Annotated in this window: 4 protein-coding genes; all 4 read right to left on the reverse strand. The window is 53.9% G+C overall.

Translation table 11 applies throughout. The features are described from left to right. Positions 1-320, reverse strand: a 320-nt coding sequence (locus ACTHSP_RS20045; RefSeq protein WP_440346779.1) for a peroxiredoxin family protein, incomplete at its 3' end; no start/stop codon positions are given. Beyond that, entirely contained in the window at positions 317-700 is a 384-nt protein-coding gene (locus ACTHSP_RS20050; RefSeq protein ID WP_070826656.1) for an acyl-CoA thioesterase, read from the reverse strand. The genes ACTHSP_RS20050 and ACTHSP_RS20045, both read right to left, overlap by 4 nt. Then, on the reverse strand, positions 700-1,062 hold the full coding sequence (locus ACTHSP_RS20055) for a hypothetical protein (RefSeq protein ID WP_003681812.1): 363 nt from the start codon (positions 1,060-1,062) through the stop codon (positions 700-702). Before ACTHSP_RS20055 ends, ACTHSP_RS20050 begins: the two co-directional genes overlap by 1 nt. 114 nt (positions 1,063-1,176) lie before the next feature. Further along, positions 1,177-2,004, reverse strand: coding sequence for an MlaA family lipoprotein (locus tag ACTHSP_RS20060; protein ID WP_049350934.1), 828 nt, complete (start codon positions 2,002-2,004; stop codon positions 1,177-1,179). Positions 2,005-2,061 lie beyond the last annotated feature (57 nt).

Below are 2,061 nucleotides of genomic sequence, written 5' to 3' on the forward strand. Positions count from 1 at the left end.
GGAAGGCCGTATTCTTTGACGTACTGATGGACGCTCTCAATAGGGTCGATGGGCTGGGCAATGCCGAGGACTTGGAAGTTTTTGCCTTGATAGTCTTGGGCGGTTTTGATGATTTTAGGCATTTCGCTCACGCAGCCGGGGCAGGAGGGAAACCAGAAGTTAATGAGGGTAACTTTGTCTTTCAAATCGGCATTGGTAATGGTTTTGCCTTGCAGGTCGGGCAGGGCGAACTCAGGGGCGGCTTTGTTGCTGGGAATAAGGACGAAGGCAAGAAGCGCGCCAATTGTGGCAATGACAAGGAGTGTGAGTATTTTTTTCATGATTCGAGGTTTTGAATGGCGTGTGCTAAGGTTTGGGGAACGCTGATGCTGCGGCCGCTTTCGCTGCTGACGGGCATAAGGGTCACTTCGGCTTCGATGGCGGCTTTGCCGTTGGGCAGGGTCGCGGTTTGGCTGAGGATGATGTGGCGTGTGCCGATGTCTTTCAGACGGCCTGTAAAGGTTAAAACATCGCCTTCGAGCGACGGACGGCGATAGCGGATATCGACGCGTGCAACAACGAGCATGATGCCTTCGAGTTCGGACAGAAGGTCATGCTCTTGAAAAAACGTCCAGCGCGCTTCTTCGAGAAATTCGAGATAGCGCGCATTGTTGACGTGGCCGTAGCCGTCGAGATGGTAGTTGCGGACGGTCAGTTTCATCAGTTGAGATTGATGGGTTGGAACTCTTCGCGTGCGATTGGTTCGTGTTCGAGGTCGGTAATCACGGTGGAAAGTTGGATGTCGAACCATTCGTTGAAAATGTCGGCGTCCAAATCAGGCCATTCGCTTTCGTCTTCGCACCAGTCGGCCAATTCGGCAGCAAAAATATCTTCGAAACGCGCTTCGATCTCGTCCCATACTTCGTCGGCAGTTTCGCACGGGCGAACGAGGTAGGAGTTGGCATCGGCTTGGATATCTTCAAGTGTCAGGCCGTCAAGGTGATTGCCGGGCAGGGATTTCAGCCAGTTCCAAAAAGGATCGAGGGGGATAAGCAGGAAGACGCTGCGGTTGACTTCGTACATGGTGTTTTCCTTGGTTTCTGTATAGTTGAATGATATAGCAAAGGTGGTGGACTGGCTATCCTTTGGAGGATAAAGGCCGTCTGAATTTCAGACGGCCTTTATTTTTGGGAATAATCAGGGGTTTTCTGATGGTGTTTGATACAGGGTTTGGGGATTGGCTGTATCGGGGATTTCTTCCGGAGTGGATTGGGGGGCTGCTACCGGTTCGGAAGTGGTGTTGCTGTCCACCAAGTCATCGATGTCGATATTGTCGTCTTCGCTTTGAGGGAGCGTGCCGCCGGTTTGTTGGGTGCGGACTTTCATGTAAAGGTCGCGTGTGTAGCTGTATTTGTCGATGGCTGCACCTTCGAGGCTGTCGGTCAGGTCGAGGAGCTCTTTGCGGGTGTTGATGGCTTGCATGCCGGTTGTACCCCAGCGTCCTGCGCTGGTGTGGAAGACGGCATTTTTAACCGGATAGACGGTGGTAATGGCGTTGCCGACGGTATCGCGTACGGTAGACGGGCCGAGCAGGGGGACGACGAAGTAGTTGCTGTTTTTCCAGCCCCATGAGGCGAAGGTGTCGCCGAGGGTGTTTTTATTGCTGGGTACGCCGCCTGCACCGGCTACGTCGATTAAACCGCCAAGGCCGAAGGTGGTGTTGATGCCGACGCGGACGAGGTCTTCGCTAGCGCGTTTGATGTCAAGGCGCAGCACGTTGCTGCCGAAGCTGACAACATCGCGCAGGTTGTTGAAGAAGTTGCTCACGCCGGTACGCACCGGTTTGGGCGTTACTTTGCGATAGCCGCGTGCTACAGGGGAAAGGACGTATTTGTCTGCTTTGTCGTTGAACTTGGAAACGGTGCGATTGTAGCCTTCGTAAGGGTCGGCCGGATTGCGTTCGGCAAGTGCGGGAGCGGAGGCAAGGCTGATGATGAGGCAGAGGGAAGCGGTGGTTTTTTTCATGATTGCAACCAGTCTTTGATTTCGTAAAGTTCGGCCAGTGCGCGGACGGAATCGGGA

It is taken from the genome of Neisseria sp. P0001.S005, from assembly GCF_051963715.1.

What these genes read in the sequence shown, in the direction of transcription:
- ACTHSP_RS20050 (WP_070826656.1), bottom strand. Translation starts at nt 700, where the DNA reads ATGAAACTGACCGTCCGCAACTACCATCTCGACGGCTACGGCCACGTC.
- ACTHSP_RS20055 (WP_003681812.1), bottom strand. Translation starts at nt 1,062, where the DNA reads ATGTACGAAGTCAACCGCAGCGTCTTCCTGCTTATCCCCCTCGATCCT.
- ACTHSP_RS20060 (WP_049350934.1), bottom strand. Translation starts at nt 2,004, where the DNA reads ATGAAAAAAACCACCGCTTCCCTCTGCCTCATCATCAGCCTTGCCTCC.